Source organism: Ensifer sp. GW823-FHT05D09 (assembly GCF_058795755.1).
Genome location: NZ_JBXAIA010000009.1, coordinates 113,137 through 133,597, shown reverse-complemented (window position 1 = coordinate 133,597; position 20,461 = coordinate 113,137). Strand labels below are relative to the sequence as shown.

Genomic DNA, 20,461 nt, shown 5'->3' with positions numbered 1-20,461 from the left:
TCATCCGTGCAGCTTTGCCCCCTTGGTGATCTTGTCGACCAGCTTCTTGTCGGCATGAACGGCGATGCCGGCGACCTTCGCGTCACCAGGCCGCGTCTCAGCAAAGACCGCACGATTGGCGCTATCATGGCCGGTCGAGAACATGGCATCGACATAAACAGAGGTGCGAATCTCTCTTTCGATCGCGCGCCGTTGAATCTGTCCGAGCGTCGCACCATCTGCCGATAACACGATGATCGGCTGGACGCTCAACGCGTTGTAGACATTGCCGGCGCCATCGCGATAGGCTTCACCGATGATTGCCGGCTTCTGTCCGGCGATGCCGGTGGCCAGAAATGCGGTGACGTTCAGCTTCTGCCAGGTGGCCAGATCCTCGCGCAACACGATCGCGAACTTGGTGTCGAACATGACGGGTATCTCCATTTCAGGACATCAGGGCGTGCCCGAGAAGGCACTAGCCGAAGACGCGTCGGTCGATCTTGAACGATTGTGCGGATCGCCGGGTGACGGCATCCGCGTCGCTGCGCCAGTGGACGGCATAGAGCGGATTGAAGCTCGGCTGCATGGAAAGGTGTTCGAGCCGCATCGTCACGACACCTATGCGCTCGGCGTCACGCTCGGCGGCATCCAGACCTTCCAATATCGCGGCGAGAGCCGCTACAGCACGCCCGGAAGCATCATCATCATTCATCCGGACGAGATGCACGACGGTGGCGCCGGTACGGAGGCGACCCTTCGCTACCGGATGATGTATCTGCGGCCGGAACGGTTGATCGCAGCGCTTGGCGACACCGGCGCAGCCCTGCCTTTCATCGCCGCGCCGGTGGTCGGCGATGTCGCCCTGCGCCAGGCCATCAGCGAAGCCGTCATGGATCTCGACTGCGGCATCGACGAACTGGCGCTGGACGACATTCTCACCCGCATCGCCGAGGGCCTGTGCCGCCATGCCGGAACAACGGGCAAGGCTGCCGGCAGGTCTGCGAAACGGGCAGTGTTCGAGGCGACGGATTACCTCAGAGCCAACCTCGATCGCCCTGTCGGGTCGCAGGAACTCGAGACCATCAGCGGCCTTGATCGCTTCACGCTCGCCCGCCAGTTCCGCAAGGTACTCGGCACCAGCCCGCACCGCTACCTGCTGATGCGGCGGCTGGAGCAGGCGCGCCGGATGATCGCCACCGGCCACAGCCTGGCGGGTGCGGCGCTCGACACCGGCTTTGCCGACCAGGCTCATTTCACCCGCCACTTCAAGCGCGCCTATGGCGTCACACCTGGGCGATGGGCAACGCTTGCCCTTGCCGGCTGACGCCGATGCCCTGTCATCAAAGCTTCACCGCGCTGTAAGCCAGATATCACCCAACCGTCATCAAAGCCGCCTATCGGGTTTGCGTACTCTGGCATCCAACCGATGGTGACTTTCATGACCAAAACGCTTCTCGCCACCGCGGCGCTCTCCCTTTTGATGACGACGACCGCCCTGGCTGAGGAAAAAGCCTTTCCCGCAACCCTCAAGGCGCATGCGATCCTGCCGGCAAACACGATTCTGGCCGCACCGTCGGACGCACCGGAATATCTCAAGACCTCGGGCAAGTTCACCACCGCCGACCGCAAGCGCGCTGACGCGCTCGGCACCGTGCCCGGCAAGGACGGCGTGCGCCCGACCGGCCTGTCGCTGCCGTTCAACGGCCAGCCGATGCAGGGCTTCTCCGGCATCAAGGCGATGGAAGACGGCACCTTCTGGAGCCTGTCCGACAACGGCTTCGGCAGCAAGCTGAACTCCACCGATGCCATGCTGATGCTGCACCACGTGAAGATGGACTGGGATGCCGGCAAGGTCGAGGCGCTGAAGACAGTGTTTCTCACGGATCCCGACCGCAAGGCCCCCTTCCCGATCGTCATGGAAGGCTCCGACAAGCGCTACCTGACAGGCGCCGACTTCGACGTCGAATCGATCCAGCCTGTCGCAGACGGCTTCTGGGTCGGCGAGGAATTCGGTCCTTATATCCTGAAGTTCGACGTCGACGGTAAGCTGACCGACGTCATCGCGACGACGGTCAATGAAAAGCCGGTAATGTCGCCCGACAACCCGACCCTGACGCTGCAGGGCGACCCCTCGAAGAAGACGCCAGCCTTCAACCTGAAGCGCTCCGGTGGCTATGAAGGCATGGCCCTTTCGAAGGACGGAGCCAAGCTTTACGGCCTGCTCGAAGGCCCGATCTGGACCGACAGCGAAACCGTCGAACAGGCGGAAGGCCGTCCGGCGCTGCGCGTCATCGAACTCGACGTCGCCACCAAGGCCTGGACGGGCCGCAGCTGGCTCTATCCGCTTGCGGAAGGCGGCGAAGCCATCGGCGACTTCAACATGCTTGACGACAGAACAGCCCTGGTAATCGAACGCGACAACGGTGCCGGCACGCTCGACAGGGCCTGCGCCGACCCGAAAGATCCGAAGCCGGATTGCTTTGCCGTCGGATCGAAGGTGAAGCGCGTCTACAAGATCGCCTTCGACGACAGCAATGTCGGCAAGGCCGTACGCAAGATCGGTTACATCGACCTCTTGAAGATCGCCGATCCTGACAACAAGAAGCGACAGGGCGGCGGCGACGGCTATTACGACATGCCGTTCGTGACGATCGAAAACGTCGATCGCGTCGATGCCACGCACATCATCGTTGGTAACGACAACAACCTGCCGTTCTCGGCCGGCCGCGCGCTCGACAAGGCCGACGACAACGAGTTCGTCCTGCTCGAAGTCGGCGACTTCCTGAAAGCCGAATAAACAAAAGGGCGCGCGGATTTCAGTCCGCGCGCCCTTCAACTGAGATCGAGAAGCGTTCAGCTCTCGAAATGGAATGCCAGTCTTCTGCCGGTCAGCTTGCCGAGCTGCTGCAGCCGCCCGTCGAGGCGCTCGCCGGCAAACTCAGAATAGGCCGCGGGCACGACGATCTCCAGATCGATATCCGGCAATGACGATTTGCGGAACGTCAGGTTCTTCGCCACACCCGGCATCGAAGCAGAGAAGAGATAGGCGACGCGCAAAAGGCCGCCGAGCAGCTTTGCCAGTTCCAGCAGCCGCGGCGTGGTAATCCCGGTCAGGGCGCCGGTCGCGCCATCATCGTTCAGCCCTTCGAAGCGATAGTAATTGGCAAGCGCGATATAGGCCCGTCCCGCATGGGTGATGCCGGAGAAAGTCGAGTGGGCGATGATGTTCAGCGCCTGCAGGCCTCGATAATCCGGGTGGGCTCGCCAGCTGATATCGGCAAGAAGGCAGGCCGCCTGGCGATAGCGGCTCTCCTCTTCGGTTTCCTCGACGCCGAAGAACGGCACCATGCGGCCGGTCCAGTCGGCAAGCTCACGGGCATGTTCGGGCGAACGCGCCCGCAGGATGGCGATTTCGCCGGCAGCGGTCAGCAGCGGATCCTGCGCCCGCTCGTTCTCGTTCAGGAGGGAGAAGAGATAGCCTTCGCGAACGCCGAGCGCCGAGAACGAAATCCGTTCCGGCCTCATAATAGACAGCGCCTCCTGCATCACGATGGCGCCGAAAGGAAGCAGGCTGCGACGGCTCTTGGAGATCGTCGCGTAGGCCGACGGCTTGATGTTCTTCGGCTCGATCACTTCCGGTAGCAGCGCCATCGCCTCGTCGTAGGAAATCTCGTAGCCCTGCATCATATGCAGGGGATAGTTCCGGATTTCCATGTGCAGCTTGGCGATCGAGCGCCAGGTGCCACCGACGGCATAAAAAGTGCGGCCGGCGCCGGCTTTCAGCACCGGGGTGCTTTTCATGAATTTGCGCACCCAGGTGCGTGCCCTTGGCAGCGAGCCGCCGCTGTGCTCGAAGAGGCGGATACCGCCGAGCGGGAGCGTGATGCCCTTGCCAATCGTCGTGCCGCTGACCTCATCGAGTTCCAGCGAACCGCCTCCGAGGTCGCCGACCACGCCATCGGGATCATGATAGCCGCTGACGATGCCCATGGCGGAGAAATAGGCTTCTTCCTCGCCAGTGAGGATGCGCACCTTGTGACCGAGGATGGCCTCGGCCTTGGCAATGAAGGCCGGACCGTTGCTCGCCTCGCGGGCAGCCGCTGTGGCCAGCACATACATGGACGTCGCGCGCGCCTGCTGCGACAGCGCGTTAAAGCGATGCAACGCCCGCAGAGCGCGCTCGACGCTCTCTTCGTCCATGCGGCCCGTGGCATCGATGCCCTTGCCCAGACCGCACATGACCTTTTCGTTGAACAGCATGGCCGGGGCGCGGCTCAGGCCTTCGTAGACGACAAGGCGAATGGAGTTCGAGCCGATATCCACAACGGAAACCGGGCGGATGCCGGGCAGACGCCCCTGCGCTTCAGATTCGACCATGCAAAACCAGTTTACTTGCGCCAGCTGCTCTTCCAGCCGGCAATCAGCTTCGGTGCGCTGGACTTCAGGGCTTCACCCCGGCCGGAGAGGCTGGGGTTGGTCATGAAATAATGCTGCGCGTTGAACGGCTCGGCGTCCTTGCCGACTTCCATCCGGCGAGACGTGCCGTCGGGAAGAATTTCGTAGCTCTGCTGGTTGTCGATGAGATTGCCCAGCATGATCTGCGAAAGAACCTGTTCGTGCACAGTCCGGTTGATAAGAGGCACAAGCGTCTCAACCCGCCGGTCCAGATTGCGCGGCATCATATCCGCCGAGCCGATATAGACAAGCGCATTCTCCGATGGAAGGCCATGACCGTTGCCGAAACAAAATATGCGGGAGTGTTCGAGGAATCTGCCGACGATGGACTTGACACGAATATTGTCGGAAAGGCCGGGAACCTGCGGTCGCAAGCAGCAGATGCCGCGCACGACGAGGTCGATTTCGACGCCTGCACGGCTGGCCTTGTAGAGGGCATCGATGATGTCGGGGTCGACGAGCGAATTCATCTTCATCCAGATCGCGGCGGGCCGGCCGGCCTTGGCGTGCTCGATCTCCTCCTCGATATGCTTGAGGATGCGAGGGCGCAGCGTGTGCGGTGAAACCGCCAGCTTCATGCCGGCTTCCGGCTCGCCGTAGCCGGTGATGAAATTGAAGATGTTCGCCATGTCGTGGGCCATGACGGGATTGCACGTGAAGAAGGACAGGTCGGTGTAGATCTTCGCCGTGACCGGGTGATAGTTGCCGGTGCCGAGGTGGCAATAGGTGCGCAACCGGCCCTCCTCGCGGCGCACGACCATCGACATCTTGGCATGGGTCTTGAGCTCGATGAAGCCGAAGACGACCTGCACACCGGCGCGCTCCAGGTCACGCGCCCAGCGGATGTTGGCTTCCTCGTCGAAGCGCGCCTTCAGCTCAACCAGCGCCGTCACCGACTTTCCCGCTTCGGCCGCGTCGACAAGCGCGCGCACGATCGGGCTGTCGTTCGAGGTGCGGTAGAGCGTCTGCTTGATCGCCACCACTTCCGGATCGCGAGCCGCCTGCAGCAGGAACTGCACGACGACGTCGAAGGATTCGTAGGGGTGGTGGACCACCATGTCCTTTTCGCGGATCGCGGCAAAACAATCGCCGGCGTGCTCGCGCACGCGCTCCGGGAAGCGCGGATTATAGGGCTCGAAGCGCAGATCGTCGCGCGGCGCCTTGGTGATCTCCGACAGCGTGTTCAATGCCAGAAGACCGGGCAGCACGGCAACGCGGTTTTCCGGAACGCTCAATTCCTGAACGACGAACTGGCGCAGCGAAGCAGGCATTTCCGAATCGAGTTCGATGCGGATCACCGAGCCGCGGCGCCGGCGCTTCAGCGCGGTTTCAAAGAAGCGCACCAGATCTTCCGCCTCTTCCTCGACTTCGATGTCGCTGTCTCGGATGATGCGGAACGTGCCGGAACCATTGACCTCATAGCCCGGGAACAGCCTGTCGATGAACTGACTGACCATGTCTTCCAGCGTGATGTAGCGGATGACGTTCTTGACATCAGGCAGGCGGATGAAGCGGTCGAGCGCCACCGGCAGGCGCAACAGCGCCGTCATCGGCTCGCGGCCGTTCTTGCTGACGAGCTGAAGGCCCATCGAGAAACCGAGGTTCGGGATGAATGGGAATGGGTGCGCCGGATCGATCGACAGCGGCGTCAGCACCGGAAAGATCAGCTGGTCGAACTCGTTGGCAAGCCAGCTCTTGTCCTGTGCGGACAAGGACGCCGGCCGGACGATCAGGATGTCTTCCTTGGCAAGATATTGCTGCAACACAGCAAGCGAGGCCTGCTGCTCCATTTGCAGGTTATCGATTTCCTTCAGGATGTCTTCGAGCTGCTCGGCCGGTGTCTTACCGTCAGGCGACCGCATGGCGAGCCCCTGGCGCACCTGGCCTTCAAGGCCGGCGACACGCACCATGAAGAATTCGTCGAGGTTGGCGGCCGAAATCGACAGGAAGCGAACCCGCTCCAACAGCGGATGCGCCGTGTTGAGCGTCTCTTCAAGCACGCGTCGATTGAACTGCAGCCAGGAAAATTCGCGATTGATGAACCGCTCCGGACTGGAGAGCAGATCGACTTCCTCCACCGTCTGTTTGTTCTCGTTCACCGCAGACGTCGCATTATCCATTGCCGATCAGACCCCATTTCTCCGCAGGCAGGAACTATAACAGTTTGACGACGGAACTGTGACAGTCAATCGGAATGGCGTTGATTTCCAAGCTCTTCCAGGACTTCGGCCGCAAGCGACCGGGTCAGCCTGACGCCTCGGGCAAGTGCCAGCCGGTCGATGCGCTCAACGATCGTCTGGGCCGCCTCGAGCGAGCGCTCCATGCGCTGGACGATATAGCCGACGAGCCGTTCATCGATCAAAAGCTGGCGATCGGCAAAGAGCTTGATCAGCACCTGCGTCAACAGTTCGTCATCAGGCTCGCCGATCTCGACGACCGTTGCCGCCTTCAGGCGCGAGCGCAGATCGGGAAGAACGACCGGCCAGGACATCGGCCAGAGCCGCGAGGTCATCAACAGACCGGTGCCATGCTGGCGGACGCTGTTGATGACATGAAACAGCGTGGTGTCGTCAAAACCCTGGCGGTCGGCGTCCTCGAACAGAACGGGCCCTTCCGCGGCGATCAACGCCGCATCACTGTCCGCGACCGGGTGGATCGTCCGCGCGCCCGCCCTCTCCTTCCAGATGCTGGCGAGATGCGATTTTCCGGAACCGACCGGCCCCGCGATGATGACAACAGGCGACGGCCAGTCGGGCCAGTGGTCGACGATGGCGATCGCCGCGCTCAACCGATCAGAAACGAGCAGATCTTCACGACCCGTTGCCGGGTCGTGGTCGAATGCCAATGGCAGTTGTTCGAAGGGACGTTTTGTCATGCTGTACTCGGGACAAGGAGGGGACGATCAGCCGGGCTGATCGCCATCACCCGGGCTGATTGCCCTTTGTCTTCTTCACCGCGACCTTCCCATGTCCATGGTAGAGGTCACTATCAAGGTATCGCTGGATGCCGAAGCGAACAAGCACGCCGATGGCCGCCGCCGCGGGAACGGCAACGAGCAGCCCGACGAAACCGAAGAGGGCGCCGAAGGCAAGCAGCGCGAACATCAGCCAGACCGGATGCAGGCCGACGCTCTTGCCGACCAGCTTGGGCTGCAGGATGTTGCCTTCCAGAAACTGGCCGCTGAAGAAGATGGCGGCGACAAGCCCGATCCAGAGATAATCCGGCCAGAACTGCACCAGCGCCACGCCGACCGCCAGCACCAGCCCCACCATCGAGCCGACATAGGGGACGAAGCTGATCATGCCGGCAAACAGGCCGATGAGCAGGCCGAAATTGAGACCCACGAGAGATAGGCCGATGCCATAGTAAAGGCCAAGGATGATGCAGAGCGAGCCCTGACCGCGAACGAAGCCAGCGATCGTCGTGTTCATGTCGCGGGCGATCTGGCGGACGACGCCGACATAGTCGCGCGGCACCCAGCTGTCGACCCTATCGACCATCCGGTCCCAGTCGAGCAGCAGATAGAAGGCGACAACAGGCGTGATGACGAAGAGCGACAGGATGTCGAGCAGCGCCATGCCGGAATTCCAGAGCTGCTGGAAGAGCGTGCCGAGGAAGCTGGCGCCCTGCTCCAGCAGTTTGGCCGAATTCTGCTTGATCGCCGTCATCTGGTCCGCAAGCCAGTCCGGCAACAAGGTCGACTGGCTGTCGGTCAACAGTTCCTGCAGCTTGGCGATATAGCCGGGCATCTTCTGGATGAAATCGGCGGCCTGCGTGAAGATCACGGGAATGATGATCATCAAAGACAGGGCAAAGATGACCACGAAGCCGATGAGAATCACGACTGTCGCCATCAGGCGGCTAAGGCCGAGGCGTTCAAGGCGGTCAGCGACCGGATCGAGGAAATAGGCCAGCGCCATGCCGGCCAGGAACGGCAGCAGGATCGAGCTGAAAACCATCAGGAAGGCGATGAAGGCGGCAAGCACCAGCAGCCAGAAAATAACCTGGCGCTGAAGTCCCGAACCGCTGACTTTTATGTCCATGGTGTTCCCCGTAACACGCCAAGCATGCCGTTGCCGCATCATATTCTCGTTGTGGAGATAGGGGGCCGGCGGCGCGGCGGTCAAGTCCGCGCGCCTCCCAGGCCCCCAAATTGAACTCTCGACCGCCGTCTTGCCGGTGGGATATGGGCAAAATGGTGAAAAAAGGCCGAGAAGACAGGCTGTCGGCTTGCACTCCCTTGCCCGCCGTGCAATTCGCATCCGCAAAATACCTGTCGCGCGACCAGCCTTGGAGAACCAGCATGAGCCAGTCGGGAAAGAACGGCCTCACCTACAGTGATGCGGGCGTGGATATCGATGCCGGCAATCTGATGGTGGAGAAAATCAAGCCACATGTGCGCTCGACCCGGCGCCCGGGTGCCGACGGCGAGATCGGCGGCTTCGGCGGCCTTTTCGACCTGAAGGCTGCAGGCTTCACCGACCCCGTGCTCGTTGCCGCCAATGACGGTGTTGGCACCAAGCTCAAGATCGCCATCGATGCCAACAAGCACGATACGGTTGGCATCGACCTCGTTGCCATGTGCGTCAACGATCTGGTGGTCCAGGGTGCGGAACCGCTGTTCTTCCTCGACTACTTCGCCACGGGCAAGCTCGACCCGGATCAGGGTGCCGCAATCGTCGCCGGTATTGCCGACGGCTGCCGCCAGTCCGGTTGCGCGCTGATCGGCGGCGAAACTGCGGAAATGCCGGGCATGTACTCCGGCGGCGACTATGACCTTGCCGGCTTTGCCGTCGGTGCGGCCGAGCGCGGGCAGTTGCTTCCCGCCGGCGACATCAGTGAAGGCGACGTCATTCTCGGTCTCGCCTCGTCGGGTGTTCACTCCAACGGTTATTCTCTCGTGCGCAAGATCGTCGGACTGTCGGGTCTTGCCTGGGATGCGCCTGCCCCCTTCGGCGAAGGCACACTCGCAGACCTGCTGATGACGCCGACGCGCATCTATGTGAAGCCGCTCCTGAAGGCGATCCGCGAAACCGGCTCGATCAAGGCGCTGGCGCACATCACCGGCGGTGGCTTCCCTGAAAACATTCCGCGCGTGCTGCCTAAGCATCTTGCCGCCGAAATCGACCTCGATGCCATCAAGGCACCGAAGGTCTTCTCCTGGCTTGCCCAGACCGGCGGCGTCGCGGCCAACGAAATGCTGCGGACCTTCAACTGCGGCGTCGGCATGATCGCAGTCGTTCCGGCAGACAAGGCGCAGGCAGTGGCCGCCGTGCTTGAGACCGAAGGCGAAACCGTCTTCACGCTCGGTCGCATGGTCGCCCGCACCGAAGGCGCCCATGGCACGATCTACAAGGGCAGCCTCGCCCTATGATCAAGGACGTGACGGCAGGCCGGAAAAAAGTCGTCGTCTTCATTTCGGGCGGCGGCTCCAACATGCTCGCGCTGGCCAAGGCCGCGGCTGAGCCTGGTTTTCCAGCCGAGATCGTTGCAGTGATCGCTGACAAGGCAGACGCCGGTGGGCTTGCCAAGGCGGAAGCGCTCGGCATCCCGACCTATGCGTTCCTGCGCAAGGATTTCGACAGCAAGGACGCGCACGAAGCGGCGATCCTTGCCGAACTCGATCGGCTGTCTCCTGATATCATCTGCCTTGCAGGCTATATGCGGCTGCTGTCGGCGACCATTATCCAGCGCCACGAAGGCCGGATCATCAACATCCATCCGTCGCTTCTGCCGCTTTTTCCCGGCCTCCACACTCATCAGCGTGCCATCGACGCCGGCATGAAGGTTGCGGGGTGCACCGTGCATTTCGTCACCGAAGGCATGGACGAAGGCCCGATCGTCGCGCAGGCGGTGGTGCCCGTCGTCGACGGCGACACGGCCGACACGCTTGCCGCCCGCGTGCTGACGGTCGAGCACAGGACGTACCCGATGGCGCTCCGGCTGCTGGCCGAAGGCAAGGTTCGTATGGATGACGGGCGGGTCGTCACTGAGAACGTCGATCCGTCGCCCGCATCCTCCATCCTGATCTCGCCGGCCGCCTGAGACCGGACTACTTCGCGGAAGCCAGCCGCCGGTCGAGCGCGTCGAGCACGCGACGGGTCAGCGCCGGATAGTCCTCGTCGAAATGGTGCCCGCCTTCGATGGCGACGACATCGACACCGGTGCCCTTCAGGTCAGGGCAGGCATCGTCCTCTTCCTCCGTGCCATGGATGCATTGCACCAGCGATGGGTCGATGCGCTTGATATCGTCGATAGGATCGCCCGCATCGCCCTGCCCGGATGCGCCGAGCCAGCCAAGCACCGAGATCTTGTAGTCGACCCGATGCGACAACGCCATCAGCGTGACCTGCCGCACGCGGGCGCGCTCGGCCGGCGGGAGCAGGTTGAACGTGCGTGGCAGGATATCGGCACCGAAGGAATAGCCGATCAGCAAGACGTTTCTGACATTCCAGCGCTTCCGATAATAATCCATCACCTTGGCGAGATCGTCGGCGGTCGCCTGCGGATCGCGCTCGGACCAGAAATAGCGCAGGGAATCGATGCCGACGACAGGGACGCCCTGTTGCTGCAGCACGTCGCCGACTTGCTTGTCGATATCGCGCCAGCCGCCATCGCCAGAATAGATCACGGCCATCGTATCGCGGGTGGGCTTGGTATCGAGCACAGTCAAAGGCAAGCCGAATGGGTTGTCGGACGCGGCCTCGTTGTCGATCAGATCCGTCAGATGGCTGGAAAGGGTCGCATAGGCTTCGCCATCAGTCTCTTCCTGTGTGATATCGGGGTGTTTTTCTGCGAGCGCTGCCACGTGATTTCGGCCGTCGTCGGATGCCGTCGGCGTAAAGGCGACGGAGATCGGATCAGGAAGGGGGCCGTCCGTCAGGCCGTACACCATGCGGTCGCCCTTGCGCACCTTTTCTGCCGGCGTGCAGAGCTGTTTCGTCAACGCGATGCCTTCCTCAGGATCGACGGCGAGCGTCTGGCCGATGGTCGCGGCGGGCGTCTGGGCGGCCATTGCCAGCGCCATGGCCCCGCCTGCGCCGACGCCGGCAACGATCGGCGGCAGATAGGCATCGCTCTTGAGAGACCGCTGAACCTGCTGGCTCAGCGCTTCGATATCCGAGACCATATAGATGCAGTCGCCGTCATCCTTGCCGAGAGCGGTCAGATAGGCCTTGAGATCGATGCCGATCACAACGGCCTTGTCATCGACGAGGTCGCGCGCCACCGCGTCTTCCTTGTCGCTCCAGCCCTCGGCGCCGGACAACAGGACAACGAGGGCGGACGCCGTGTCCTGCGGGACGAGGACGTGGGGTGCCGGGATCATGCCCGTATCGTAGGTCGCCGGCTTCTCCTGCGCCGAGACCGGTGCAATCGCCGTGGTCGCCAGAAGGGCGGCGCCTACCAGAGGCTTCCAGAGATCAGAGATCCGCATCATCTTTTCATCACTCCCTTGAGGCCGCCGCCGATCAGGAATGTTGCATCCATCAAGGCAAGGATCGGATTGATGCCGCCACTCGCCACGAGGTAGCGCGGCTGCCAGTGCGGGTGGAATTTAGACTTGAAGGCGCGGAGGCCCTTGAAGTTGTAGAAGCGTTCGCCGTGTTCGAAGAACGTCCGCCCTGCCCGGTCCCAGACCGGCGCGATCTGGCGCGAAGACATGCCCGACAGCGGCGCCATGCCGAGATTGAAGGTGCGGTACCCTTCCGCCTTCAAGTATTCCATCACCTGGGCGAAGAGGAAATCCATCGATCCCTTGGGTGCATCCGGCGCAAAGCGCATGAGATCGACGGTGCCCTCCTGCTTCGTCGCGGTCACCAGGATATTGGCAAAGGCGACGATCCGTCCCTCGTAGGTCAGGACGGCCACCGGTTGTTCGACCAGATAGTCAGGGTCGAAGGCACCGAGGGAAAACCCCTTCTCCTTGGCGTTGTGGTGGGCGAGCCAGGCATCGGAAATCGCGGTCAGTTCGCCCATGATCGCCGGAACGTCCGCCGGCGCCACCATCCTGAATTCGAGCCCGTCGCGCTGGGCGCGGCTGACCTGCTGGCGAAGATTGGCCCATTTCCCGCCCTTCATCTCGAACCGCGCGAGATCGACATGGGCGAGTTCACCAAGCCGGAAGGCGCGAAGCCCCGCATCGGCATAGTAAGCAAGCCCGAGCGGCGAAACCTGGTAGAACACCGCGCGGCAGCCGCTGGCGCGGGCCGTCTCGATGAATTGCCAGATCAGTTCCGGCCAGGCGTCGACAGGACCCACCGGATCGAACAGCGCGATCCACGAGCGGGCGCGTTGGCCATACATGATGAAAGCGCGGCCGTCGGCGGAAAACATCAGGCTCTTGTCGCCCATGCGCACCAGATTGGCATCGGACATGTCCTGCGCATCGACGATTGCCAGGGCCCGCTCCATGGCGTCGTCGCTTGCCGGCGCGGCACCCGAGGCCGCCGGGCGCATCAGGCTCCAGATGGCAATGGCGCTGGCGCCGATGGTGACGCCGAGCAGCGCACGCAGACCGCGCGGCGCTTCAGCGGAGAATTCGAACTGCCACCAGAGTTCGTGGCTGTAGTCGACGTCGCGATAGACGAACATGAGAACGACAAATCCGCCGAGGCAGATGACGCCGAGCGCAGTCAGCCACGGCAGCGTCAGCGCCTGACCGAAGAGCGAAGCCGGCCGCACGAACAGGCGGCGGCTGACGATGAGGCCGACAAGGAAGAAGGCCAGCATGCCGGCCTCGACCAACGCAACTGCCTTGATCAGCGAAAGCAGCAGTGCGGCAACGGCGATGGCGACCGACGCCCACCAGGCGCCATCCAGCCGCTGCGCCAGGCCGCGCGAGACGATGACCAGCGCCAGACCGAGCAGGCTTGCCAGAAAATGCGCGCCTTCGACGATCGGCAGCGGCAGCAAGGCCTCGAGGAACGCCAGATTTTCGTCCGGCGTCGGGGTGACGCTCGAGAGCACCAGCATGATCGCCAGCACGATGCCGAGCGTCGCCAACAAAAGCGGCGTAATGCGGCCGCCGATACGGCGCACGCTGGAGGCGACAGGATGCCCGGACAATTGGCGGAGTTCGATGCCGACGACGACGGCGATCGCGATCAGCAGCGGCAGGACATGGTAGATGACGCGGTAGAGAACCAGCGCGCCGAGGATGGTGTCGACATCGGCGTTGTGACCCAGCGTGGCGATGATGATCGTCTCGAAAACACCGAGACCAGCCGGCACGTGGCTGAGCACGCCGATGCCGACGGCCAGCGAATAGATCGCGAGGAAAGCGGGCCATCCGATCGTGCCTGCGGGAAGCAGCACGTAGAGCACGGTGGCCGACGCCGCCAGGTCCAGCGCCGTGACGAGGAACTGGCGTGAGGATGTGCGCGAATCCGGCATCCGCAGAGCAAAGCGCCCGATGGTCACCTCATGTCCGTCCCGCCCCTTAACGAAGACGGCGAGCACGACGCCGAGAATGGCAACGGCGATCATGCGCAGCCAGAACGGGTCCAGCCCCGTCAACGGCGCCACATATTCGCCGACGGCGAGCAGGCTCAGGCATGTGACCGTCAGAAGCCCAAGGCCAAAGGCGAGCGTGACAAAGGCGATGATCCGGGCGATGTTTTCCGGTTCGATGCCCAGACGCGAATAGGCGCGGTAGCGGATGGCGCCACCGCTCAAGGCACCAAATCCGGCCGTGTTGCCGACCGCATAGGCGCAAGCCGCCGTCAACGCGACATCGGCATAGGGGAGCTTTCGCCGGACATACTCCAGCGCACCAACGTCGTAGAAGGTAAGAGCGAAAAAGCTCAGGGCGGTGAAGAGAATAGCCGCAACGACGGAGGTCCAGCTGGTATCGGCAAGCGCCTGTACCACGTCGTCATATTGGACCTCGGAGGTCAGATGGAAGATCGCAAGGCCGAAGAGGCCGATGACCAGCAAGGTTGCGAGCGCCTGAAGGTAGCGCCGGTTACGACGCAGGAAGGGCCTCCACCCTGCCTCGACCTGATGATCGTCGTTGGCTGCACGTTCCGTAAGGGAGGACGTCATGGGTTGCCCATGTCATTGATGAAGACATCAGCGCTGTAGCCTACCGGAGAACGATCAAAAAGTGAAATATCCGTAATGTATTGTTTGCTTACAAAACAAGATCTTATGCCGTAAGCGCGCCACGGTTCAGCTGCGCCCATTGTAGCAGCATGATGGTTTTGGCATCGCAGATCTCGCCGGTGGCAATCATCGCGACCGCTTCGTCAAAGGGAATATCGAGAACCTCGATATCCTCGCCCTCATGCGCCAGGCCGCCGCCATCACCGGCCTTTTCCCCCACGTCGATCAGCCCGACGAAGAAGCTGGTTCGCTCCGTCAATGAACCGGGGCTCATATAGGCATCGAAGAGATGCCTGGCCGCATCGACGTGATATCCCGTCTCCTCCATTGCTTCGCGGCAGATGGCCACCTCCGGCGTATCGTCGTCGAGCAGGCCCGCCGGCGCTTCGATCAGATAGGCGGGATCGCCCTGCAGCAGCACCGGCACGCGCAACTGCCGAACGAATACGACGCTCTGACGCCTGGGATCGAACAGCAGGATGGTCGCGGCGCGGCCGTGATCATGCACTTCACGCTTCAGTGTCGCCGTCCCCCCGTCGGACATGTCCTGCTCGAGCGTGACTTCCTCCAGATGAATGAAACCGTCCGACAGCGTGCGCCGGTCGATGATCCTCACACGTGGATCGTTGTGTTTCGTCATGGCGGGGTCCTTGATCGGGAGAGGAAGAATGCGGTCGCTGTCGACCGTCAATGAATATGTTCTGAAGGTGCGCAGCTTTCGCGCTCCATCTGCAACGTCGTGTGGTGCAGATCGAACTCGTCGCGCAGGCGCTGCTCGATCGCACGCCGCACCGTCTCGCCGTCGGCATCCTCGGCCAGAACGATATGTGCGGTCAGAGACGGCTGCCTCTGGGTAATCGCCCAGAGGTGCAGATCATGCACCGAAGCAACATCCGGCACGGTCGTGATCGCTGCATGCACATCCGCCAGGCGCATGCCCGGTGGCACGCCTTCCAGGAGAATGTTGACGCACGCCTTCAAGAGCACCCAGGTGCGCGGGAAAACCATGAAGCCGATTCCGACGGCGAGCAACGAATCAACCCACTGCCAGCCGGTGAACCAGATGATCGCCGCACCCGCTATCACCGCCACCGAACCGAGCATGTCCGACCAGACCTCGAGATAGGCACCCCTGACGTTGAGGCTCTCTTCCTTGTGGCTGGTCAGAAGCCGCATCGAAATCAGGTTGACCACGAGGCCGACGACGGCGATCAGCAGCATGCCGCCGGACTGGATCTCCTGCGGCAGCGACAGGCGCTGCCAGGCCTCGTAGAGAATGTAGAAGGCGACGGCGAGCAGCAGCAAGGCGTTGAAGGCCGCCGCGAGAATCTCGAAGCGGGCATATCCATAGGTGCGCAGCAGATCGGAAGGCCGGCGGCCGACATGGATGGCAACCAGCGCGATCGCAAGAGCGGCCGCGTCGGTCAGCATATGCATTGCATCCGAGATCAGCGCCAGGCTGCCGGTCAGAATGCCGCCGACGACCTCGGCCAGCATGAAGCCGCCCGTAAGCCCGAGCGCACCCCAGAGGCGCGAGACCGGCGTGTTGCTGACATCCGCATGTTGATGGTCGCCGCTCATCGATGCATCCCGTGGCTAGGGGGCGGGTCGGACCCAGACCCTGTTGTCGTGGAAGGCCGCGCCACCATAGGGTGCAACAGCATCGGCACCGGTCAGCACGTTGATGCCCTCGCCGTCGAGATGGGCGCCGTTCGGCCACAGGCCTTCGGCGATCACCACACCGCGGCGCGCGCCGCCACCGACTGTGACATGCAGGCGCACCTCGCCGCGTTGATTGCCGAGCTTGACGATGTCACCGTCGCCGACACCGAGCGACGCGGCATCATCCGCATGCATCATCACGAGCGGACGGACTTCCTTCTGGATCGAAGACGGGGTCTCGGCGAAGGTCGAGTTGAGGAAGGAGCGGGCCGGCGATGTGGCCAGACGAAAGGGATGGTCCGCGTCCGCAACCTCGATCAGGTCAACATGGTCAGGGAATTCCGGCAGCGCCGCATGCGGCCCCTGCAAGCCCATAGATTTGGGCGGGCGGTTCGGCGCCGGTGTGCCGGTCCAGTCCGCCTTGAAGCGGAACTTGCCGTCGGGATGGCCAAAGCCTTTGAGGTAATGCGCGTCCTCGAACGCTGGCTGACAGTCGAGCCATTTCTCGCGCTTCATCTCTTCGTAGCCGATGCCGTAGTTGGCGAGCAGCAGGTCGATATGCTGGCGCTCGGACAAGCCGAAGCCGGCATGATCTGCCACGCCGAGGCGCCTGGCCAGTTCCTCGATGACAAAAAGATTGGTGCGCACGGTCGATGGCGGCTCCACAACCTTCGGCCCGATCAGGATATGCTGGTGGCCGCCACCGCGATAAAGGTCGTCATGTTCCAGGAACATCGTCGCCGGCAGCACGATATCAGCGAGCTGCGCCGTGTCGGTCATGAACTGCTCGTGCACCGCGACAAAGAGGTCGTCGCGCAGGAAGCCGCGTTTCACCAGCCGTTGCTCAGGCGCGACATTCACCGGATTGGTATTCTGGATCAGCATCGCCGTCACCGGGCCGCCATGGCGCAGCGCCTCGGCATCGCCGGTCAGCACCCGGCCCATCTGCGACTGGTCGAGCATGCGCACATCAGGGTCATGAAACGCTGTCCCGATGAGCTCGCGCTTGTCGAGCTTGAAGATGTCATTGTTGGAATGAAACGCGCCGCCGCCTTCATGCTTCCACGAACCGAGCACCGTGGCGACGGAGGCGGCCGCGTGGATCGCCACCGAGCCGTTGCGCTGGCGAGTGAAGCCGTAGCCGAGGCGAAAGAACGTTTTCGGCGTCGTGCCGACGAGTCTGGCGAACGCCTCGATCTCCTCGACGGAAAGACCTGTGATCGCCGATGCCCATTCCGGCGTGCGCGATGCCAGATGTGCTTCGAGCCCGGCCGGATCGTCAGCGAATTCCGCCATGTAGGGACGGTCGGCGTAACCGTCGCGGAAAGCGACATGCATCACCGCGCAGGCGAGCGCCGCGTCGGTGCCCGGCTTCAGCACCAGGCCCATATCCGCCTGCTTGACCGTGGGATTGTCGTAGATATCGATGACAACGATCTTGGCCCCGCGTTCCTTGCGGGCCTTGACCGCGTGGGTCATGACGTTGACCTGGGTGGCAACCGCATTCGTCCCCCAGATCACCACGCAGTCGGATTTCGCCATCTCACGCGGGTCGGGACCACGCAGCGAACCGGTCGCCATCGAGAACCCGGTCCAGGCCATGTTGGTGCAGATCGAGCCGAAGAAGCCGGAATAGCGCTTGGCGTGGCGGAGGCGGTCAATGGAATCGCGCTGCACTTGGCCCATGGTGCCGGCGTAGAAATAGGGCCAGATGGCCTCGGCCCCATGCTTCTGCTCGGCCTTGACGAATTGGTCGGCGATTTCGTCGAGAGCCGCCTCCCAGGAAATCTCCTGCCAGTTGCCGCCGCCCTTTGGGCCGACGCGACGCTGTGGCACCATCAGCCTGTCGGGATGATAGATGCGCTCGGAATAGCGCGCGACCTTGGCGCAGATGACGCCAGCGGTATATGTGTTGGCGGCGGCGCCGCGCACGCGTCCGATCCGGCCTTCGGCGGTCAGATCCACTTCCAGTGCGCAAGCCGAGGGACAGTCGTGCGGACAGACGGAGTGGCCGATCGACTTTTCTGCTTTGATGGGGGTCGCAACGTTCATGGCTTTTCTATATGGCATCGACAATCGGGCTCAAAGAGCCAAACGCCCATCCATCGAAACAATTGATAACAGCCATCGGCGGCCCTCATGAACTATCGGCATATCTACCACGCGGGCAATTTCGCCGATGTTCTCAAGCATGCGGTGCTGGCCCGGCTCGTCACCTATCTCCAGCAGAAAGAGAAGGCGTTCCGGGTCCTCGATACCCACGCGGGCATCGGCCTCTATGATCTGTCGAGCGAAGAGGCTCAAAAGACCGGTGAATGGCGCGACGGTATCGGCCGGCTGCTCGAGGGCGACCTTCCGGCACCGATCGCCGCAATCCTCGAACCTTACCTCGCCACCGTTCGCGAGATGAACCCCGGTTCGGAGCTGACGCGTTATCCCGGCTCTCCGAAGCTGGTCCGCATGCTCTTTCGCCCTCAGGACCGTCTGTCGGCGATGGAGTTGCACCCGGATGACTATGAAACGCTGCACCGGCTCTTTGACGGCGACTTCCAGAGTCGCGTCACCGAGCTTGACGGCTGGCTGGCGCTTGGCGCTCACCTGCCACCAAAGGAAAAGCGCGGGCTGATCCTCGTCGACCCGCCCTTCGAGATCGAGGGCGAATACGAGCGGTTGGCCGACGGCCTCGCCAAGGGCTATCGCCGTTTTGCCGGCGGCACCTTCTGCCTGTGGTATCCGCTGAAGAAGAACGCCCCGATCAAGGCGTTTCATGAGGCGCTCAAGGCGCTCGAAATCCCGAAGATGCTTTGCGCCGAGCTCTCGGTGCGCAGCGACCGCGAAACCACCGGATTGTCGGGTTCGGGCCTGATCATCGTCAACCCGCCGTTCACGCTCAAAGGCGAACTTGACGTGCTGCTGCCCTTCCTGAAAACCCGGCTCGGACAGGACCGCTTTGCGTCATCGCGCTGCTTCTGGCTGCGTGGAGAAGAAGCAGCAACCCGGCCCCTTGACTGAAAGGCTCAGAAAGCCGCAATCTTGCGAGACGATCCAGGGAGACGCCCATGACTCGCAAGCTCGCCGCAACGCTTCTGGCCTCGCTTTCCTTCGCCGCCGCGACGGCGCCCGCCGCCACGGCGGCCGACTATCTCGGGACTTACCGCGACCAGCCGACGTCCTATAGCGCAGGCGTCTGTGGCGACGCCTCGGTTCTCGGTTTCATCACCTCGCGGTTCGAGTACAGGGCTGCGAACTATCTGCACGCCAATCTCTCGATTGCCGAGATTCGCAACATGGGCCAGAACCGGCTTGAGCTGCGGGATTACACGCACCGCGTCGAGCGCGAATACTGCCGCGCAACAGCCGTCATGACCGACGGAGAACAGCGATCGCTCTATTACCTTATCGAGCGCAACTGGGGCTTTGCCGGTATCGGCCGCAGTATCGAATTCTGCGTCGGCGGGCTTGATCCCTGGTACGTCTACGGCGCCCATTGCGCTTCGCTTCGCTGATCATGCCAACGCATTGCCGACAGCGCCGGCTCCTGCCGGCGCTTTTCTTTGCGCTGGCACTTGCGGGCTGCAGCGACGACAGCGCGCAGAAGAAGCCACCGGCACAAGCTCCGGACCAAGCAAAAGCCGATGCTGTCATCCCTGTTGGCCAGGGCTTTGATTTCTATGTTCTCTCACTCTCCTGGTCGCCAACATGGTGCGACGACAACGACCCGTCCGGCAAAACCGGTCAATGCAAGATAGGCAGCAATCGCGGGCTGATCGTGCATGGGCTGTGGCCGCAGAACGACCGAGGCTACCCCGATTTCTGCCCGACGCGGCAATCGGATCGCGTACCGGAGACACTTGGCCGCCAGTATCTCGACCTTATCCCGTCCATGGGGCTGATCGGGCACCAATGGCGCAAGCACGGCACGTGCTCTGGTCTCAGCCAGCAGGACTATTTCGCCGTCACCCGGGCGGCGCGTGAGCGCGTCGTATTGCCGGAGGAACTCAGTACACCGCGTCGGGAGAATTCGCTTTCCGTCAGCGCGATAGAGGCGGGCTTCGTGGCCAGAAATCCCGGCATGACGACCAACGCGGTCGCTGTTACCTGCGAGGGCAAGCGGCTGGAGGAAATCAGGATCTGCTTCGACAAGGGGCTGAATTTCCGCCCCTGCCCGGAAGTCGATCGCCAGGCCTGCCGAAGGGACACCGTTATCCTGCCGTCGGCATCCTAAAGCATGTCGCGCAAAAGTGTGCCGCGGTTTTGCGAT

17 protein-coding genes are annotated in these 20,461 nt (G+C 62.5%); 7 read left to right on the top strand and 10 right to left on the bottom strand.

The genetic code is table 11. From position 1 onward, the window contains the following. Complete coding sequence (locus tag AC1Q80_RS23360) at positions 1-408, bottom strand: DUF2000 family protein (RefSeq protein ID WP_173419607.1); 408 nt, start codon at positions 406-408, stop codon at positions 1-3. Here AC1Q80_RS23360 and AC1Q80_RS23355 point away from each other — a divergent pair. Continuing rightward, complete coding sequence (locus AC1Q80_RS23355) at positions 407-1,303, top strand: AraC family transcriptional regulator (protein WP_492362010.1); 897 nt, start codon at positions 407-409, stop codon at positions 1,301-1,303. The genes AC1Q80_RS23360 and AC1Q80_RS23355 overlap by 2 nt on opposite strands. A gap of 114 nt (positions 1,304-1,417) precedes the next feature. Then, the gene (locus AC1Q80_RS23350; protein WP_492362009.1) at positions 1,418-2,776 is read left to right on the top strand and encodes an esterase-like activity of phytase family protein; all 1,359 of its coding nucleotides are present in this window, start codon (positions 1,418-1,420) and stop codon (positions 2,774-2,776) included. Positions 2,777-2,832: 56 nt separating this feature from the next. Here the strand turns inward: AC1Q80_RS23350 and ppx are convergent, their stop codons facing one another. The 4 genes from ppx to AC1Q80_RS23330 form a co-directional block, all read right to left on the bottom strand. Next, positions 2,833-4,356, bottom strand: coding sequence for an exopolyphosphatase (ppx, locus tag AC1Q80_RS23345; protein WP_492362008.1), 1,524 nt, complete (start codon positions 4,354-4,356; stop codon positions 2,833-2,835). Positions 4,357-4,367: 11 nt separating this feature from the next. Further along, complete coding sequence (locus AC1Q80_RS23340) at positions 4,368-6,554, bottom strand: RNA degradosome polyphosphate kinase (RefSeq protein WP_492362007.1); 2,187 nt, start codon at positions 6,552-6,554, stop codon at positions 4,368-4,370. A gap of 65 nt (positions 6,555-6,619) precedes the next feature. Continuing rightward, positions 6,620-7,309, bottom strand: a complete 690-nt coding sequence (gene hdaA, locus AC1Q80_RS23335; protein WP_173419602.1) for a DnaA regulatory inactivator HdaA — start codon at positions 7,307-7,309, stop codon at positions 6,620-6,622. Between the two features lie 46 nt (positions 7,310-7,355). Beyond that, complete coding sequence (locus AC1Q80_RS23330; RefSeq protein WP_173419601.1) at positions 7,356-8,477, bottom strand: AI-2E family transporter; 1,122 nt, start codon at positions 8,475-8,477, stop codon at positions 7,356-7,358. A 260-nt stretch (positions 8,478-8,737) separates the two neighbouring features. On the opposite strand from AC1Q80_RS23330, the gene purM reads away from it, so the two are divergent. Together purM and purN are read left to right on the top strand one after the other, a co-directional pair. Continuing rightward, positions 8,738-9,808: a phosphoribosylformylglycinamidine cyclo-ligase gene (gene purM, locus AC1Q80_RS23325; RefSeq protein WP_492362006.1), complete on the top strand. Its 1,071-nt coding sequence runs from the start codon at positions 8,738-8,740 to the stop codon at positions 9,806-9,808. Beyond that, entirely contained in the window at positions 9,805-10,479 is a 675-nt protein-coding gene (purN, locus tag AC1Q80_RS23320; RefSeq protein ID WP_492362005.1) for a phosphoribosylglycinamide formyltransferase, read from the top strand. Before purM ends, purN begins: the two co-directional genes overlap by 4 nt. Positions 10,480-10,486: 7 nt before the next feature. Here purN and AC1Q80_RS23315 read toward each other — a convergent pair whose 3' ends face one another. The 5 genes from AC1Q80_RS23315 to AC1Q80_RS23295 all read right to left on the bottom strand — a co-directional run bounded on the left by AC1Q80_RS23315 (position 10,487) and on the right by AC1Q80_RS23295 (position 18,270). Next, the gene (locus AC1Q80_RS23315; protein ID WP_492362004.1) at positions 10,487-11,872 is read right to left on the bottom strand and encodes a virulence factor family protein; all 1,386 of its coding nucleotides are present in this window, start codon (positions 11,870-11,872) and stop codon (positions 10,487-10,489) included. Continuing rightward, positions 11,869-14,478, bottom strand: a complete 2,610-nt coding sequence (gene mprF / locus AC1Q80_RS23310) for a bifunctional lysylphosphatidylglycerol flippase/synthetase MprF (protein WP_492362003.1) — start codon at positions 14,476-14,478, stop codon at positions 11,869-11,871. Before mprF ends, AC1Q80_RS23315 begins: the two co-directional genes overlap by 4 nt. Positions 14,479-14,581: 103 nt before the next feature. Further along, complete coding sequence (locus AC1Q80_RS23305) at positions 14,582-15,178, bottom strand: NUDIX domain-containing protein (RefSeq protein WP_492362002.1); 597 nt, start codon at positions 15,176-15,178, stop codon at positions 14,582-14,584. A gap of 47 nt (positions 15,179-15,225) precedes the next feature. Beyond that, the gene (locus AC1Q80_RS23300; RefSeq protein WP_492362001.1) at positions 15,226-16,119 is read right to left on the bottom strand and encodes a cation diffusion facilitator family transporter; all 894 of its coding nucleotides are present in this window, start codon (positions 16,117-16,119) and stop codon (positions 15,226-15,228) included. 15 nt (positions 16,120-16,134) lie between these two features. Continuing rightward, positions 16,135-18,270: a molybdopterin-containing oxidoreductase family protein gene (locus tag AC1Q80_RS23295; RefSeq protein WP_492362000.1), complete on the bottom strand. Its 2,136-nt coding sequence runs from the start codon at positions 18,268-18,270 to the stop codon at positions 16,135-16,137. A gap of 69 nt (positions 18,271-18,339) precedes the next feature. Here AC1Q80_RS23295 and AC1Q80_RS23290 point away from each other — a divergent pair, with 69 nt between their 5' ends. Genes AC1Q80_RS23290 through AC1Q80_RS23280 form a run of 3 tightly spaced genes read left to right on the top strand, consistent with a single transcriptional unit; the run spans position 18,340 to position 20,425 of the window. Further along, positions 18,340-19,212: a 23S rRNA (adenine(2030)-N(6))-methyltransferase RlmJ gene (locus AC1Q80_RS23290; RefSeq protein ID WP_492361999.1), complete on the top strand. Its 873-nt coding sequence runs from the start codon at positions 18,340-18,342 to the stop codon at positions 19,210-19,212. A gap of 47 nt (positions 19,213-19,259) precedes the next feature. Next, positions 19,260-19,706: a hypothetical protein gene (locus AC1Q80_RS23285; protein ID WP_492361998.1), complete on the top strand. Its 447-nt coding sequence runs from the start codon at positions 19,260-19,262 to the stop codon at positions 19,704-19,706. 2 nt (positions 19,707-19,708) lie between these two features. After that, entirely contained in the window at positions 19,709-20,425 is a 717-nt protein-coding gene (locus tag AC1Q80_RS23280) for a ribonuclease T2 family protein (RefSeq protein ID WP_492361997.1), read from the top strand. The last annotated feature ends 36 nt before the right edge of the window (positions 20,426-20,461 follow it).

Coding starts and splice junctions, on each gene's coding strand:
- AC1Q80_RS23355 (WP_492362010.1), top strand. CDS start 407: ATGACGGGTATCTCCATTTCAGGACATCAGGGCGTGCCCGAGAAGGCA.
- AC1Q80_RS23280 (WP_492361997.1), top strand. CDS start 19,709: ATGCCAACGCATTGCCGACAGCGCCGGCTCCTGCCGGCGCTTTTCTTT.
- mprF (WP_492362003.1), bottom strand. CDS start 14,478: ATGACGTCCTCCCTTACGGAACGTGCAGCCAACGACGATCATCAGGTC.
- AC1Q80_RS23315 (WP_492362004.1), bottom strand. CDS start 11,872: ATGATGCGGATCTCTGATCTCTGGAAGCCTCTGGTAGGCGCCGCCCTT.
- hdaA (WP_173419602.1), bottom strand. CDS start 7,309: ATGACAAAACGTCCCTTCGAACAACTGCCATTGGCATTCGACCACGAC.
- AC1Q80_RS23350 (WP_492362009.1), top strand. CDS start 1,418: ATGACCAAAACGCTTCTCGCCACCGCGGCGCTCTCCCTTTTGATGACG.
- AC1Q80_RS23330 (WP_173419601.1), bottom strand. CDS start 8,477: ATGGACATAAAAGTCAGCGGTTCGGGACTTCAGCGCCAGGTTATTTTC.
- AC1Q80_RS23300 (WP_492362001.1), bottom strand. CDS start 16,119: ATGAGCGGCGACCATCAACATGCGGATGTCAGCAACACGCCGGTCTCG.
- purN (WP_492362005.1), top strand. CDS start 9,805: ATGATCAAGGACGTGACGGCAGGCCGGAAAAAAGTCGTCGTCTTCATT.
- AC1Q80_RS23305 (WP_492362002.1), bottom strand. CDS start 15,178: ATGACGAAACACAACGATCCACGTGTGAGGATCATCGACCGGCGCACG.
- AC1Q80_RS23360 (WP_173419607.1), bottom strand. CDS start 408: ATGTTCGACACCAAGTTCGCGATCGTGTTGCGCGAGGATCTGGCCACC.
- purM (WP_492362006.1), top strand. CDS start 8,738: ATGAGCCAGTCGGGAAAGAACGGCCTCACCTACAGTGATGCGGGCGTG.
- ppx (WP_492362008.1), bottom strand. CDS start 4,356: ATGGTCGAATCTGAAGCGCAGGGGCGTCTGCCCGGCATCCGCCCGGTT.
- AC1Q80_RS23295 (WP_492362000.1), bottom strand. CDS start 18,270: ATGCCATATAGAAAAGCCATGAACGTTGCGACCCCCATCAAAGCAGAA.
- AC1Q80_RS23290 (WP_492361999.1), top strand. CDS start 18,340: ATGAACTATCGGCATATCTACCACGCGGGCAATTTCGCCGATGTTCTC.
- AC1Q80_RS23340 (WP_492362007.1), bottom strand. CDS start 6,554: ATGGATAATGCGACGTCTGCGGTGAACGAGAACAAACAGACGGTGGAG.
- AC1Q80_RS23285 (WP_492361998.1), top strand. CDS start 19,260: ATGACTCGCAAGCTCGCCGCAACGCTTCTGGCCTCGCTTTCCTTCGCC.